This window comes from Legionella steelei (genome assembly GCF_001468005.1).
GTDB lineage: Bacteria > Pseudomonadota > Gammaproteobacteria > Legionellales > Legionellaceae > Legionella > Legionella steelei.
On the sequence record NZ_LNYY01000019.1, the window covers coordinates 166,877 to 183,147 of the forward strand.

Genomic DNA, 16,271 nt, shown 5'->3' on the forward strand with positions numbered 1-16,271 from the left:
GTGAATGCTCACACATCATTTATATGAGCCAAAAAAATATTTCCAGTCTATCATTTAAATAATATCAACATTGGAATCAATATAATCAAGGACTATTATGAGCATCACAGCATTAGCCGCAAGTGTTCTTTTAATTGTAACAACCACGGTTTTCGCAGACAATAACTCTTACAATGGCTCCAATAATCCAATTATTCCTGCTGATAATGATCAAATTCGTTTAAGTCTTGATCAATGTATTGCAGATACAAATGAGGTGATGACGGATAATGAAACTCATGATTTAGCAAAAGATCTATGTAAACTACGAGCACAACATCAAACTGCCCGTCAAAAAACATTAAAAGGATTAGCTGAATTAGTAGATCAATATAAAGGAGTGACGAACCATGAGCATGACCAGAATTTGACTCAGACAATCTCTTTGATTCAGAACGGAGTAAAATTGTGCCTCGATGCCTTGGATTCTCAGCAAGTTTGTCACAATATAGGTTGTGTGATTGTGCCCGAAACCAATGCCATACTTTGTGACAATCAAGCTACTGCTATCATCAACAGAATTTTAGGGCGCGAATAGTGGCCTATTATTAAGGTTTTAGATAGGTAAGTTGGGGCAGCAATAATCCCCAACGTACTTCATATTCGTAGCATCAGTGCGTAACCAGGTTTTACTATATTTTCTTACATCTTTAATCCCGGATTATCTATTCGTTTTTCCGCTTCTTTAAATATTTTATCAACTGCTTTGTGAGAATCTGTTTTTAATCCTAAGACTTTTGTTGGTTTTCCTTGAGGTCTATCGAGAATTTCCATTTCAGGGGATTTTAAAAAAGCAGCTTTCTTTTTCTTCAATGCATCTTTCATTGTAATATCCGACAAAGATACTTTAAGCTCATTAAGAATCGTTCTTTTTAGAGCGTCGCCTTTTAAGCCTTCATATGCCTCTTGATGTTTGGGGCTAGTAAAAAAATGATAAGCACTAACTTCTCGAGCATGTTTTCTTTCCTTTACCTTTCCTGATAAATACTCATGAACACCTTGGCTTGCGAAATCCTTATGTAGATCGTTGACAATTTTTTTTGGCAATGACAGTTCGCCATTCTCATACATTTTAAGTAGTTCTTCTGGGTGATCTGATAAACATTGTCCTTCATGTTCATCGTACCAACGATCGACTAAATGTTCCCAATGAACTATTTCATCAAAATCATCATGCGGGGGATAGATGCGGTTATATACATATATCCACTGATCTCTACCAAACACAACTCGACGGCTATCATAATCACCATCGTTATAAGCAAAACCAGCATCCATATCAATGGTTTTTATATCTTCTGTTGTTACAAATAAATTTTGAAGGCTGTAATGGAAGGGATTATTAGCTAAATCCCTATGCCAGTAACCTAAATCATTCATCTCCTTAAGGGCGAGAATAAATTTTTCAACCTTAGGTTTATCATTGTTTCTGTTAAAATTTGCTGATTCAACTTTAGGCATATAAAAATATACGTTTTCTGGTGATTTAATATTCCATAATCCTAAAACGAAGTGTTGTTCAATATCTTTTTCGTTAAGCACAAATTGTTGCCTTAAAATTTCCAAATTAGTTTCTGTGGCATGTCTTTGTTTTCTTCCTCCTCCTTTAGATACTTTCATCGCTTTATCGGGTGTTTTTCCGTATACAGTTCCTTCTTCTCCTTGTCCAATTTTGTCTTTGGGTGTACTAATATTCTCTCCTTTGTGGCTTCTCCACATCGAAATAGAATCAATCGGATCGGTTTCATCATAACGAACTGCATATACTTCATGGTTGTAACGAAATATTTTAAATGTTTCATTCATTCTTTCTTGATAATCTCTCGTTATGTCTTCATCCAGGTAATGCGCAGTGATGTCATCTCCATCAATAATTTCATGTAGTTCAGGCATTTTGAGACTCCATTTCCAAGCAGACTATATGTTAATTATAGCTTTTGGGTTAAAATTTGACCTTATTCAGGTGGCTTTAAGAAGGATTTTGAAGCATGCGTAGTGCAGGCTTAATCTGTATGCTTGCTTGAGATTCACTGGCAACATAGCATTCATTATTTTTTTGTAATAAGAAGTACTTCACCCGGTTATTAACTATACTTAAAATGTTATTAAGCTGGCTAGATGGTGACTTAATGGTTATGTTTAGGCTGCATTATGGATTATTTTTAGGGGCATTATTGTTTAGTGCTAGCTTATTTAGTGAAGGTGTTGAGTCTTTAGTCAAGACAACTCCAAGTTTTTTGCATAATACAGCGGATACGGATTCGGAGCATCAATTAACATTTCCCCTCAATGGAGATAATCACATTAGTTTAGTTGTGACCTTGCCTAATGATTTAAAAAGAGAAAAAGAACAAAAGGACTCTAGCAATCCTAATCAACCCTTCATATTTTTTCATGGTAACTTCACATTTATTACGCTTTCTTCAACAACTTTTAACTCAGACCAACCTGACGAAAACCTCCTTAATCCATCATTTGATCCTATTACTTTAACCTTGGATAGTGTCACTAATACAATGAAAAAAGAAACGGAGGTTACTGTCTTAGAAAATGGCAAGAAAGACAATTCTGGATACCGCGAAGGTTATCGTATTGTTAAACGCTATTCTGCGCAAGGAGATAAGCTTGATGTAGCATATATATATGTTGTTTGCGGGCCACATGATGCTGTTATCATAATATATACAATGAGAGTACATGGTTCTGAAACAGTAGATACTCTTGTACAAAAGCTTAGAGAGGCAATGAAGGCACAGGTCAAAATTGTAAATAAAAGCACAACCAATTGATTTTATTATAAATATTTTCTGTCCATTGAGATTTACTACTTCTATTTCTCTTTTATAATATGAGGAGCCTATCAGCCCATCCTCCGCTGAATTTGGCGTATTAGCAGTTGTTGGTGTACCATCAGCCAAGGTGTTTATGAATAAGTGTAGACAGTGAAACCATGTTCATTCAGATTAAATTTAAAGGACAGTTAAGTGATTAATTTTTTACTGATCTTGCTCGCTTTGATATTGGTTTTACTGAACGCTTTTTTTGTGGCAGCTGAATTCGGCATGGTAAAGCTTAGAGCAACTCGCGTAGAGGCTATTAAAAATATTTATGGTTTACGAGGAAAAATTTTATTCCACGTGCATCAACATCTTGATGCATATTTATCAGCATGTCAGTTAGGTATTACCTTCGCCTCTCTTGGACTCGGTTGGATTGGAGAGCCTGCTTTTGCTTATTTAATAGAACCACTTTTAGTCCTTGTTGGTGTTAACTCGCCGCAACTGACGACAGTAATTGCTTTTTTTGTCGCATTTTCGTTTATCTCTTTTCTTCATATAGTTGTTGGTGAACTCATGCCTAAATCGCTGGCTATTCGTCAGTCAGAACGAGTATCAGTATGGACTGCCTTGCCCTTGTATGTTTTTTATTGGCTTATGTATCCAGCAATTTGGGCTCTCAATACGTGCTCTAATTTTTTGTTAAAACTATTTAAATTAGATGCTGTCCACCAAGGTGAGTATTTTTATTCGACAGCAGAAATAAAGCTGCTTTTAAATGCAAGCCATCTTCATGGTGAGCTGACTGAGGAAGAGGTTGATATCATCGAGCATACTCTTGATTTTGCCGATCTAAAAGTCACAGAAGTGATGCGTTTTAGCGAAGAAATGGTCACGATTAATTTAAGTCAACCAATCAGTGAGATGATGGATATCATCTTGGAGCATCGTTACAGTCGTTATCCAGTATATGACCCTGATAAAAAAGATATTATTGGGATTATTCATGTAAAAGATATTCTTCCCATCATTTATCGAAAATCCGAAATAGAAAACTTAATGCCACTTATTAGACCCGTTCTAAAAGTTTCACGCCGTGTTCCTGCTTTAGACCTATTGCGCCAGTTTCGTGAAGGGATGCCTCATTTTGCACTTATTTATAGTGGCAAGAATACCATTTTGGGATTTGTTACATTGGATAATTTATTGCAGGTGCTTATTGGACGAATTAAAGATGAGTTTCATCGAACTAAAGTGGATTGGGTATTAAATAAGGATGGAAGCCTCTCTGTGTCAGGGAATTGCTCAATATATTCTTTGGAACAAGCACTTGGTCGAGAGATTGATGTTGAAGATGACATCGACGTTTTGAATGGGTTATTTTTCCAGCGCCTAGGGTATGTTCCTAAAGAAGGAGAGCGTTTTGAATTTCCTGAATTTGATGCGGAAATAGAGAAGGCAAGAGCTTCGAAAATTCTCAAAGTAAGAATTTACCCCAAGGATTTAAAGAGATGATAAGAGGATTGTTAGCTCATGAAGTAGAAGAGCGAATAAAACAAGGTAAACAAAACGTACCTACTACGACAAAAACTAAAAAAATCACTGAAATATTTATTGAGAATATTTTTTCGGTTTTTAATATAGTCATATTTGCAATTATTATTTTTTTAACAACGTTCTTCTTTATAGAAAATGATGAGAGATTATTTTTTGATATTATTGGTGTATCTTTTATTGTCATTATTAATACATTCATTGCTATATTTGAAGAAATAAAAGCTAAAAAAGCTTTAGACAAAGTTAATTTATTATTGAAGCGTGAAATAAAAGTTATCAGGGATGGAACTGAGCAATCCATTGAACAGTCTGAAGTAGTTATTGATGATTTCATTCTACTAGAACGCGGTGATCCGGTGGTGGTTGATGGCGTCGTAATAGAATCTACGAAACTAGAAATCGATGAGTCTTTATTAACGGGAGAATCCACCCCGATTAATAAAAAAATAAATGATGAATTAATGTCTGGAAGTTATTGCCTTTCAGGCCGAGCAGTCTATAAAGCATTAAAGGTTGGCGATGAATGTCAAGCACAGGAAATTACAAAGCTGGCCAAAAAATTTAAACTGAATGTTTCCCCTTTGCAAAAACGTTTAAACTTTATTGTAAAAGCTTTATTTTTAATAGCGTTGGTATTAATCCTTCTAGAAATGACATTGAGTCAAACCGAATTAAGTCGGGTAGAGCTGATTAGAAAAATAGCCACTATTATGCTTTCGCTAGTTCCTCAAGGACTTATTTTGATGGCTTCGGTCACATTTGCGCTAGGAATTTATCGAATTAGCAAAATTGGCGCGATTATACAAAAGCTTAATGCCATTGAAGCTTTTTCCAATATTAAAGTCGTTTGCACCGATAAAACAGGAACACTTACCCAAAATAAGCTATCAGTACACAAAATCACTTCGTTAACTAATGATTATTCAATAGAGGAGACAAAACAAATTTTAGGGACCTATGCACATTTTTCACTAGATAAAAATGCGACTTTGAGAACTCTGGAGCGATTTAATGCATCCAATGCCATTATCACCGGAGAGATCCCTTTTAGCTCTGAAAATAAATTCAGTTTGTTACAGTTAATCATTCATGATGAAAATTTACATTTACATAATAAAAAAGTAACTTTTGTTCTGGGTGGTTATGATGTGCTATTAGATAAAATTGATGATTCCGAAAAAAAGCATATTGATGTGCTATTTCAAAAGGAACAATTGAGCGTTTTTCGAAACATGATATTTGGCATCGAAAAATCTAATCTTTCTCTGGAGTCTCTTTCAGAAAATATGAACTCCATGCAAATTGAACCTATCTGTATCATCTCTATCATGGATCAAGTGAGAGAGGATGTAATGGATGCGATCAATCTTTTCAAAAAAAATAATATACAGATTAAAATATTGTCAGGTGACAATGCTTCTGCAATACAAGCCGTTGCCCATGAGATAGGTTGGAAAGTCCAGGATAGTGATTTGATATCCGGCAGTGAAATTGATGAGATGAACGACGAACAGTTGTCAAAAATAATTAAAGACAAAGAAATATTTTCTCGTTTGAAGCCGCAACATAAACTAAGAATTATTCAATTATTTAGAAAAAACAAGATCTTCACGGCCATGATTGGCGATGGAGTGAACGACCTGCCAGCAATAAAAGAAGCAGACATAGGGATTGCTATGGAGGAAGGAAGCAGTATTACAAAAGAAGTGGCCGACATCGTTTTATTAAAAAACAAATTCAGTCTTCTTCCTAAAATTTTTGATGAGGGCAATAAGATCGTTAATACGATTAATGCCGTAGCAAAGCTTTTTCTAACCAAGACTTTTTTAGTTATTTTTACTACGCTCATGTCTTTTTTTACTTTTTATGATTTTCCACTAACACCACGGCGAGTTGCATTAATTAATGTTTTTTCTATTGGCTTACCATCGTTTATCATTGCTTTAAAAAACGCCAATGTTAATCGATTAAAAAATTTTACAATGGAGTTATTTTCATTTGTCCTGATTTCTGCATTATTAATCGCGATAGCTTCTTATATAGGCCAGTATATTACGGAGCAGTATGCGGGTTACACAATGGAAGATTTGCAAATGGTCATGCTTTCGATCATGGTCATAGTAACTACTGTTAATTTTCTGGCTGTTACTGTTCATAAAAAAGAAAAAAATTTAAAGTTATACGTTTTATATGCTTGTGGGCTCATCGCCTTGTATTCTTTGCTGATTCTCACCGATATTAATTCTATTGTGGTCAGAGGGATTAAAATATTTTATGAAATATCTTATCTTGATCGAAAATATTGGCTGATTGCTTTTGCGATTAGTCTTTTTTTCTCAATAGCGATTATTATTTCTCAACTTTTGCGGAAAAAAATATTGAAATTAATAATACGGCAAAGTTAATGGATTTTGGTTTAGTTCCTACCAAGTGATTCTTAGTTTTTGCTGGTAGTCAAAGTATCCTGGGTGTAGGCAAAGCAGTAACTCCGGGTTGCAGATAAAAAAATCACGCAGTGCACCCCAGGTTCCGCTTTGCTGCATCCAGGCTACAATTTAGCATGGCCCGACCTACACCTGTGGATAAACTTCCAGGAATTACTCCTGTTTACGCCGTGCAAAATAGACTATAGCTACAATGGCAATAATTAAAATAGGAATAGCTAAAAGGAATATATGCGTTTCCATCCAGGCAACACTTATTGCGAATAAACCGAGTGCGACCCCTATAAAAAGGAATGTAGACTCAATATAGATGCCCGCTAAAAAAATGGCTTGCGCAAGTAGTGTAAGTACACCTAATGTTCCGATAAATGGGCTTATGATTCCTATGCGCACATACATCGAGGTGATATAAACTGAACCAATTAGTCCCAACCAATGTAAAAGTTCATGCCAAAGGAGAACTTGGGATGGGGTTTTCTGCAGATGTTTAAGATAAAAACTTAATCCCAAAGCAAGTAGAGCAATGATGACCGTAGTTATTTGCCAGAACCGCCACGCGCTTGCAGCTTTTATATTGGTTAAAATTAGTCCGATAAATGTTAGAAGAAGTATGATAATTCCAACAGCGAATCGAGCAGTCCATGGATGCCATGGGCGATTATTTTCCATTGATGAACTCCTTTTCTGCTTTCTTAAATGCACGCTCATGTTAATACGAAGTAGGGTGGATTATCGCAGCTTAATAGCATGCCGAGTATTGCGCGAATTCCTTGTTTTGATTTCCCTTATCATTTAGATAGTTAATCTTAAATTGGTTTGATTACAATGTACATGGCTAATTGGGGGTTTCTAAGTAGTAGCCTGATTGCTTGCAACCAGGCCACGTTTTTTTTGATCCTATTCCGTGATTTTTACGTAGCCATCTTGAACGAGCTGTATCAATCTTGCCATGGCGTCAGTGGTGACTTTAATTTCGGGGAGTAGATCTGTGTTGACCCAGTTATGGGCTTTTGCTGTGCCGCCCACGCTGAAATCAGGTCAGCAATGATTCCCTGTCGCGATATTTCGCTCGATGTTATAAGTTTCGTCATTCAATGTCACATGCCCTGCATTGTAGAAATGTATAAATTTTGTACTATAATCAAAAAACACTGTGTTGCTAAAGATTTTTATGATAAAAACAAAATTAATCGAAGGCGAAAATCTACTAAAGATTTATCAAAAACATTATGCTGCACTGGCTCACAATCGTACTGATTTAGAATATTTTAAATGCTCCAAAGTTCGAATTTTTTTTCGCGATTCAGAAGAATGCATGATTGGAGGTTTTTGTATTAACTCAGGGCCTCATTATCGCACTTTTCTTCCCTTAAACCCAACTCAATTAAAACAGATCTATCAAGAGCAAGGATTTGATAAAAGACAACCAATTGAGATTAGTTGTCTTTGGATAGAAGAACGTTCTCGGCGTGCAAGTTGGATACTATTGCTATTTTTACTCATGACTCTAGATGTACTTCGTTTACGTCGAGGTTCAATCATTTTTGGGACGCATGGCAAAAATGTAAATAATTACTTTGGCTTGCCACTTCCCAAAGTAGTTTTCTACGAAAAATTATTTGTAGAAACAAAAGGTGAGGTGTGCGATTTCTGGATAAGAACAGGCACTAAATTCCAAATGGTAAAGGGCTTTATTGTCTTGGCAATGATAAGACTTATTTTGGGTTATAAAGCTTTATGCAAGTTTCGGATGTGGTTTAGGAAAAGGGACACCATAAAATCAGAGATTAAATGAAATGAGAGTAGCTAGCATGAAAAGCAATATTTTTTCTTTTGACAAATTGGCAATAGAAGGGGGCCAACCCGTTCGCAACAAACCCTGGCCTACTTATGATAAAGGAAATGTTATTCTTGATGATGAGGATGGTGAGTCTTTAATCGAGGTGATGAAAAGCAAAAGGTTATTTCGTTATGATAATCGGCGGTTGGAAGAAACCAAAGTAGGGCAATTCGAAAATGAGCTTAAAAAATTTTTTAATACAGAGTATGCACTTGCCGTCAGTTCGGGGACTGCAGCAATCTCACTTCCACTGATGGCGCTTGGTTTGCCAGACAACTCATTGGTTGGTTGTCCGACATATTCTTTTACTGCGACTCCCAGTGCCATTATTCAAGCCAGGTTAAAGCCTCTATTAATTGAGGTGGATTCTAATCTTCACATGGATTTGGCTGATCTTGAGAAAAAGATCCAATCGATGAAAGCGCTTGTGGTTGTACATATGCGCGGATTTCCTGCGCCTCTTCCACAAATTAAAGAAATTGCGGCAAAATATAATGTGCCAATTATAGAAGATGCAGTTCCTTCTCTGGGTTCCAAACTAATGGGAAAATTTTTAGGAACTTATGGGTTAGCCGGTGCGTTTAGCACCCAATCTGATAAGTCCTTAAATACAGGAGAGGGCGGATTCATCCTTACCAACGACAAAGAGCTTTATATTAAGTGCGTTGTTTTATCAGGTGCTTATGAGTGTCTTTACGAGAAACATTGTACACATCGGCCTGAGATTGATGTTGCCTTGCTTCCAATAATGAATTTTCGCCTCGATGAGCTTCATGGTGCGCTGGGACTCAGTCAACTCAAAAAATTGGATGGAAGGCTTAACATACTTTCTCGCAATTACGCTTATGTTCTTGAGGGAATTGAGGATTTGAGCTATTTAAAGCCACGAGCTCCCTGGCATGCGGCGGCATGTCCTATAGGTGATAATCTTCTTCTCCAAGTGAACGGCAGCGTTGATGATTGTTGCTGGTTTGCAGATGCACTTAGTGCCGAAGGAGTAGATACTAAAGCATTGGGATCTCCGCATAAGATCAATGTTCGCCGATTCTGGGATTGGGCTTATTTATTTCCAACTAAAAATAAAGAAGAAATAACTCGTCTTTATCAAGCAAGTTTTAAACATATCAGTTCATACATTGATATTGCTCTTTCACCAACATTGACTCCTGAAGATATTACTGATTTTTTTAATGCCATTAGAAAGGTGCATCATTACTATGAAAATAGAAAAACCTTTAAATAATTGTGTTGCTTTAGTGACAGGTGGTAATGGAGGTCTTGGTCTTGCTATGGCTGTTGCATTAAGAGAAGCAGGGGCTGCTGTCATTGTTTGGGGACGCGATCAAGAAAAACTGAATCAAGCCCAAACTTATGATTTAACCCCGTTTCAAGTGGATGTGGCATCTGAAGAGAGTATTCATAATGGTTTTAAGATGATAAAAAATCATTTTTCCAGACTGGATATACTCATTAACAATGCGGGCATTTACGAAGATCAAGAACTTACGGAGTTGTCACGTGAAAGTTGGGAACACTTAATCAGCAATAATTTAAGCTCTGTTTTTCTTTGTTCACAAAATGCTGCTCGGATGATGAAAACACAATGCAAAGGGAAAATTATCAATGTTGGCTCAATGTATTCTCTTTTTGGCCATCCTCATTCTATTGGTTATACAACAACCAAAACGGCAATACTGGGCTTAACTCGTGCTTTGGCTGCAGAACTGGGACCCTGGAATATTCAAGTCAATGCGATTTTGCCTGGTTGGTTTGAAACGGCTATTAATGGTTCGCTTCCAGAAACCAGTAGAGGAGATGAAATTCGTAAAAGGACTCCCTTGGGTCGATGGGGACAACCTCAGGATATCGGACCTTTAGCGGTTTTCCTTTCTTCCTCTAACGCAGACTTTATAACAGGTGCCATGATCCCTATTGATGGGGGATATTCTATTTCTGATCGTGCCTTATGGTAGCGTATTAATCATTCTGCGGTTCGAACAGTTAAAAACTGGGGAGTCTTAATATGATACGTCATGTGATTCGCAGAACAATAGGTATACCCTTTATTCAGCATATGGCCAAAAAAATTGAAGAAAGTGCCTATAATCCTTATCCCTATCAACAAGCTGCTTTGCAAAAAATTATTAAAACTAATGGTAAAACAGAGTTTGGACAACAAAGTGGATTATTTCAATTAAAAACACTAGAGGATGCTCGACAACTTCCTGTATATGATTATGAAGCATTACGATCTGAATTTGAAAAAATATACCAAGAAGGGAAAAAAGGTTTTTTTAGTTGGGATGAGATTAAGGCAATTTCCTTAACTTCAGGCACGAGTGGAGGGCCTAAATATATTCCAATTACTCAAAGTTTAGTTAAAAATTTTATGCGCATCGGTTTGAGTTTATACGCCAGTTTATCGAATGAACTTAAAAATCCCCATGAGTTATTTGAGGGAAAGGCTCTTTATTTAAGTGCATTGTCTCATATCTATGATTCACCGGCGTCGTTACCTGTTGGTTTTATATCTGGTTATATGAACTCAAAACGCTCCTGGTTATTTAAAGATCTGCTCTACCCGTCAACAAAAACATCATCAATTACCGATACGCAAGTGAGAATGTCTCGTATTCTTGAAGAAATTAGAGATCAGGATATTCGTACCATGTTAGGTTTTCCTGCAATTATTCAGTTATTTACTGAAAAAGCGTTGGCCTATTTCAATGTTGATTATCTGCAACAATTATGGAAAAACTTATCGATTTGTGTGTATGGAGGAAATTTTTTATCCCTGTCACAAATCGAGTATCTTAAAAAAAGCTGGATGGGTAATAATAACAATAAGGAATTGATATTAATGGAACATTATTCTGCGGTCGAGGGATTTTTTGGGCATACCCTGCATAGCCACTGGCCGGGGCTTGTTTTTAATCCCTTTGATATATTTTATCAGTTTAAAGAAGATGCGAATCACTCCTCTTTTCTGCACTTGCATGAATTAAAACAAGGCAAACGTTATCTGGTTTTTGTGACCACAGTCGCAGGTTTAATTAACTATGCGATGGAAGACATTATTGAAATTACTTCAGTGAAACCACTTACCTTTAAATTTATCGCTCGCGCTAAAGAGCAAATTTCTCTTATTTCAGAAAAAATAATTATTTCAAAAATTAAATTTGTGGTTGAATGTCTTGCCCAAAAAACAAATCTGTTAATTCCGGATTTTGCAGTGTATCTCGATTGCAAATCAGAGAATAAATTAATTTACGCCTTATCTGCTGAAATCTCCAACTTGGACGATGCCAGCAAATTATTGGATGATGCTCTTCGTGAAATCAATCCAAATTATAATGAATATCGAGGAAATAATACTTACCAAGCACCACAAATTATTTGTAAGCCTCTTCAGTTTTTTGATGCTTACCGTAAGAAAAACATTCATAAGGGAAACTTTAAAGAGAAAAGGCTTTTTATGAGTGAGGTGGCATTTTATAGCGAATATAGCTAACGGTAACGCAGGAACAGGTCTAGTAAGTGGCGGTATATTAACTGCAATTGTTGGCTTGATTAAAAAATTTATGAGAAAGGTTAAGTTTGCTTATTGGGTAGTTGCAGGAATATGTTCTTCTATTCGCTTTATCATGTAGGGATAAAATGGGTTGGATGATAGGCGCAGTATTGCATCCAAACTCATGATGAGTACCTGACGTTCACCACGCGACGCAGTGGCTCCTAATTGAATGCCATATTTTTTTGAATCTGGGAACAGACCATAGAGGCTATCATTTACTGGAAAGGGTATGGCTACATGTGACAAGGAGTAAACATCGCGTGGGTAAGCCAATCCTAGAGGGGAAATATGCTCATTTACTGCTCCAGCTTCAGTGACGCGTTCGACAACATCGATACTGTCAACATTTGCATTGGTGATGATTACGGTGCGAAATTTTCGCGGAGGTTCACTTAAAAGCCGCGCTACCGCAGTATCTGCGGAAGGACGTAATAAAAGACCTAATTTAGCCGCTCGATTCAAATCAAATAATACGAGTTCACTACCATTTGCAGGAAGATTGTCATAAAAAGCACTAATTATTGCACGTGTGCTCACTGTAAAATCCATTACTGATTGGAACGTCAATACAGGTGGTAGTTTAATTAGTTGATCTTCATTGGCAAGGCGCACTATTTGTTGTTGTAATGCCGTAGTTAAACGATGAGACTGACTTGCTCCATTCACTGGAAAAGAATTGTATTTAAATGGATTAAATTCAGGAACTATACTGATCCAAGCGGCTTTTGCAAATGGCGGTAAAATGGCCGGTAGCGCAGCAAATCCTGCGAAACGCGCGAAGCGGGTGACGCCTATCATGGGTGAAATTAGGATAATCCTATCTGGTCGTGTTAATTGTTTATTTTCAAGAGAATCAAGCGCATATTTTAATGCGAGTGCGCCACCATTAGAAAAACCTACGAGATGAAGGGGTTTTGATGGTCCTATGCGTCTTCGGGCTTCACGTACGGCGAGTTTGGTTGCTGCTAACCAATCTTCCCATTTGACATCGGTTAAGGCGGCAGGCACTGTGCCATGAGCAGGCAGCCTAATCGCGATGGCAACATAACCATGAGCAACATAGCGTCTGGCAATATGACGCAGGCTATAAGGAGAGTCAGTCAGGCCATGTAAGAATACAACCGCTCCAACTGCGGGACTTTGGGGTTCAAGTATATAAGAGCGATTCCAATCAGTGGAAAATTTTTCAGGGTAAACAGGGCTTCCCGAGAAATATCGATTAACTGGAACACGCACTTTACTATTTAGTTTTTCAGTGACTTCGGTTCGTACGGCGTCAAAAAGAGTATTTTCTATTTCTATGTATTGTGCCCAATCCAGTTTATCAAGTTCTTTGGCATGTTTTTCTTGGGGGACATAAGTATGCCATAGCTCCAAGGCGGGACCACGTTGCGAATTAAACATCCTTATCCCGAGCAAAATTATAAGGCCTAAGCAGACAAGCTTAATTAGTGATTTTAACAACTTAAATAATCTAGTTCTCATTGATGGGCTCTTAGTGATTAAAACACAACAGGCTTCTAGATTATAAGACAAACATCCATTCCTGTAGTCGCAATGATAGATGGCGGCAATTCTATTGTAAGCTCAGGATCGAGAGTGGCAAATGTTAAAGTCCTAGCATACATTAACTTTAATACTAATTGAAATAGCAATAAATGCAAAGGAAACAATGATGGGTGGAGTGTTTGTTTGGAAAATAAAAACCTTAAAAAGGCAGCAAATAGATGCCTAAATTAAAAAGTTCTGCTGCTATTTGGGAGTGGTTGAGTTAAGTAGAACAGCCTAGTGATCTCGCTGTTCTACTCAATTTGAACAAGTGATGCATTTATTAGTAAGAATAACTTTCTTCCTCTTCCTCATCTACTTCAGCTATTCTTATCGCAAGCTCATCCTTGTGAGACGAATCAACTATAGATAGTATTTCTTCTTTTAGGGCTAAATATTTTTGTTGAATATCCTCAAGATCCAAACTATCAATAATTTGCTTATATTCAGGCTTCTTAGTCATTTTGCTTTGAAATTTTGCTTTAGTTTCGGCAAACTCTCTAAGAATGATTTCCATCGCTTCATCGCCATAATTTATAATGAATTGTTGGAATTGCTCTGTATTGATTGCGGTATGTTGCCATTCTCTTATAGAGCTCACTTCATCTTCTACGAGCTCCTTTTTAGTATTATCCTGATCAAAATATAATTCAGTGTAGGCTCTATATTGCTCTCTTGAGGTGAGAACATATTTTAATAAGCTCACATTTTTATGGTATATATATACTGGGTGTTCGGAAAGCAGTTGATTTACTTCATTATCTTCCTTGGTAAACGCTTTATTTTTTGAACCTACCATTTCTAATAAATATTCTTCAATATACTCAAAAATGTCTTGATTCTGCTTATAAAAAGTATCCCATTTATGGAGTAATCGGGTGAATAGAACTTCTCTTTTCCATAAATCCACCTCCGGATATCCGGACAGAAGTTCTTTAATAGTAAAGTATCCTAGATGGCATGCGTCAGAGAATTTGCTAATAAAATTGGATTCCAATTCGGCATCATCAACCAAACTTGGTAATAAAGCGGTGATAAATTTGGTAAAAACAGTGTCTTTTATTTTGCTGTTTTTGCACTCCGTCAAAAAAGCGGTGATGAAACCAAATAAAGCTCGGTTAAAATAATGTCTTTTAGTTGAGTGATAATGGACATATTGTTCTTTATCTCCAAGATCAGGAAATCGAGTAATGAGCTCAGGACTCGCAGGTTCATGTTCAAATCCTAAAAATTTAAACATTTGGATATTGAAACCATGGAAATTCTCTTCTCTAACGATGTCCTCAGACGAAAGTCCTAGCTCTTGCTGAATTTTGACGATTAATTTTATATAAGGCTCCCAAAATACACCTCTCATTAAGACATTCATTTTGCTGTATTCGAAATCAACCATCTCTCCCTTTTTAGACCCATTACTTTTATTTGAATCCCAATCTTGGTAAATCCAGCGAACAATACCAGTCCGTCCTTGGCCTTTGATTAACCTATATTGATACAACAAGGTTGAAGATATTGAATATTCTTTACCTTTAAAAGAACAGCGGAGGGTTTGATCTGGTTCAAAGGAAGGATACTGAGCGTCAAATTGCTCAAAAACGGGGATGGATAGATTGAGATGTTCCTCTTTTATATCGTGATTCATCCAGCCATTGAATAAAAGCTTTAACTCTTCAGGGCATAAAGGATTTTCATGCCACTTTCGTATCATCTTAGGAGTTGCAAAATCTAAAGAAGTTAATATTTCTCTATAGAGTTCCAATGGCGTATTAGGCAGCGAAAAAAAACCGACTACTCTTTGGGGTAAAGAACGCTGCTGCCAATCTTCCTCAAGCCTCCTGGTAGGTTCGGTTAGCATTTTTTTGATTTTTGTACTCATAAACGCATTAAAGAAGGGTTGGCATCGCATTATCAAATCCTCTTCTCTTAATGGGGCATCAGCACTTGATACAAAATCAATTGCTTTCGAAGCAACTCCATGCATTTCATCGGTTGGCTTTATAAAAAATTTTAAGAAGAGTTCACCACTCAATAACTTCATTAAGAAGCCTGAGCGATCAGTAAACGCATTGCGAATGAGCGCAATTAAATCATCACCCCATTGTTCCATGGGATCAACACTTCCTTTATAAGCTTTATAACTGGGTACATAGTGAGGTGTAACAATAAGCTGGTGTATTGCAGCACAATACGCCTCCCATTGAGCACGTATCAGTGGCTTTGGTTTAAAATAATATTGTTTTTTAATATCATGATTTTTAACAAATGCTCCTTCAAAAAAAGTTAATTGCTGTCTATTTTGAGTGAGAGGGGCGGGACGCTTTAAACTAGAACTTTCTGAACTACCATGATCCTCTGAATTGTTATCTAAATTTTCTTGTTTCATCATCATGATTATATTTCCTTATATCTTCTATAGTCCTTGGAGAAGAGTTTATAAAACAACCCGTATCCTAAGGGCACATAATGTTTATAAACATAACAATGCTAACAGG

The 16,271-nt window shown here is 36.7% G+C and carries 12 protein-coding genes; 8 read left to right on the forward strand and 4 right to left on the reverse strand.

The annotated features are described in order from the left end of the window. Window positions 1-97: 97 nt before the first annotated feature. Complete coding sequence (locus Lste_RS04985; protein ID WP_058509974.1) at window positions 98-577, forward strand: hypothetical protein; 480 nt, start codon at window positions 98-100, stop codon at window positions 575-577. 104 nt (window positions 578-681) lie between these two features. Here Lste_RS04985 and Lste_RS04990 read toward each other — a convergent pair whose 3' ends face one another. Then, complete coding sequence (locus Lste_RS04990) at window positions 682-1,932, reverse strand: hypothetical protein (protein WP_058509975.1); 1,251 nt, start codon at window positions 1,930-1,932, stop codon at window positions 682-684. Between the two features lie 206 nt (window positions 1,933-2,138). On the opposite strand from Lste_RS04990, the gene Lste_RS04995 reads away from it, so the two are divergent. The 3 genes from Lste_RS04995 (at window position 2,139) to Lste_RS05005 (ending at window position 6,778) form a co-directional block, all read left to right on the forward strand. Then, on the forward strand, window positions 2,139-2,828 hold the full coding sequence (locus Lste_RS04995) for a hypothetical protein (RefSeq protein ID WP_058509976.1): 690 nt from the start codon (window positions 2,139-2,141) through the stop codon (window positions 2,826-2,828). 195 nt (window positions 2,829-3,023) lie between these two features. Then, on the forward strand, window positions 3,024-4,331 hold the full coding sequence (locus Lste_RS05000) for a hemolysin family protein (protein ID WP_058509977.1): 1,308 nt from the start codon (window positions 3,024-3,026) through the stop codon (window positions 4,329-4,331). A gap of 8 nt (window positions 4,332-4,339) precedes the next feature. Then, window positions 4,340-6,778: an HAD-IC family P-type ATPase gene (locus Lste_RS05005; protein WP_162264130.1), complete on the forward strand. Its 2,439-nt coding sequence runs from the start codon at window positions 4,340-4,342 to the stop codon at window positions 6,776-6,778. A 192-nt stretch (window positions 6,779-6,970) separates the two neighbouring features. Here Lste_RS05005 and Lste_RS05010 read toward each other — a convergent pair whose 3' ends face one another. Then, window positions 6,971-7,486: a hypothetical protein gene (locus tag Lste_RS05010; RefSeq protein WP_058509979.1), complete on the reverse strand. Its 516-nt coding sequence runs from the start codon at window positions 7,484-7,486 to the stop codon at window positions 6,971-6,973. Window positions 7,487-7,988: 502 nt separating this feature from the next. Between Lste_RS05010 and Lste_RS05015 the strand changes: the two genes are divergently transcribed. Genes Lste_RS05015 through Lste_RS05030 form a run of 4 tightly spaced genes read left to right on the forward strand, consistent with a single transcriptional unit; the run spans window position 7,989 to window position 12,168 of the window. Next, complete coding sequence (locus tag Lste_RS05015; RefSeq protein WP_058509980.1) at window positions 7,989-8,612, forward strand: hypothetical protein; 624 nt, start codon at window positions 7,989-7,991, stop codon at window positions 8,610-8,612. Window positions 8,613-8,628: 16 nt separating this feature from the next. Then, complete coding sequence (locus tag Lste_RS05020; RefSeq protein WP_058509981.1) at window positions 8,629-9,900, forward strand: DegT/DnrJ/EryC1/StrS family aminotransferase; 1,272 nt, start codon at window positions 8,629-8,631, stop codon at window positions 9,898-9,900. Further along, complete coding sequence (locus tag Lste_RS05025; RefSeq protein ID WP_058509982.1) at window positions 9,875-10,630, forward strand: SDR family NAD(P)-dependent oxidoreductase; 756 nt, start codon at window positions 9,875-9,877, stop codon at window positions 10,628-10,630. Before Lste_RS05020 ends, Lste_RS05025 begins: the two co-directional genes overlap by 26 nt. Window positions 10,631-10,680: 50 nt before the next feature. Continuing rightward, window positions 10,681-12,168, forward strand: coding sequence for a GH3 family acyl-acid amido synthetase (locus tag Lste_RS05030; RefSeq protein ID WP_058509983.1), 1,488 nt, complete (start codon window positions 10,681-10,683; stop codon window positions 12,166-12,168). A 90-nt stretch (window positions 12,169-12,258) separates the two neighbouring features. On the opposite strand, the gene Lste_RS05035 is transcribed toward Lste_RS05030, so the two are convergent. Together Lste_RS05035 and Lste_RS05040 are read right to left on the reverse strand one after the other, a co-directional pair. After that, window positions 12,259-13,635, reverse strand: a complete 1,377-nt coding sequence (locus Lste_RS05035; protein ID WP_237760429.1) for an alpha/beta hydrolase — start codon at window positions 13,633-13,635, stop codon at window positions 12,259-12,261. Window positions 13,636-14,062: 427 nt separating this feature from the next. After that, window positions 14,063-16,168, reverse strand: a complete 2,106-nt coding sequence (locus tag Lste_RS05040) for a hypothetical protein (protein ID WP_058509985.1) — start codon at window positions 16,166-16,168, stop codon at window positions 14,063-14,065. Window positions 16,169-16,271 lie beyond the last annotated feature (103 nt).